This window comes from Gulosibacter sediminis (assembly GCF_014904065.1).
Taxonomy (GTDB): domain Bacteria; phylum Actinomycetota; class Actinomycetes; order Actinomycetales; family Microbacteriaceae; genus Gulosibacter; species Gulosibacter sediminis.
On sequence record NZ_JACXJG010000003.1, the window covers coordinates 50020 to 50224 of the forward strand.

Here is a 205-nt window from a genome sequence, read left to right on the forward strand (position 1 = left end):
CGCGCTCGTCGGCTTGACGGTGTCGGCGACTACGAGTAGGCCGCGAGCCTGCCCATCCCAGCCGATCGCGACGACGGTCTTGCCCTCGTCTTCGGCTCGCGCCTTCGCCTCCGCGAGCTGCGGCGACAGCTGCTGTGCCCAGTCGGCGAGCAGCGACTCGCGGCCGATCACGACGGCGGTGCCGTCGACGATGCCCTGCACGCCC

At 72.2% G+C, this 205-nt stretch carries 1 protein-coding gene; it reads right to left on the reverse strand.

Annotated elements, in window-relative coordinates; translation table 11 throughout:
* The coding region (locus ID132_RS13370) for a hypothetical protein (RefSeq protein ID WP_235988199.1) at positions 1-205 on the reverse strand (205 nt) is incomplete at both ends.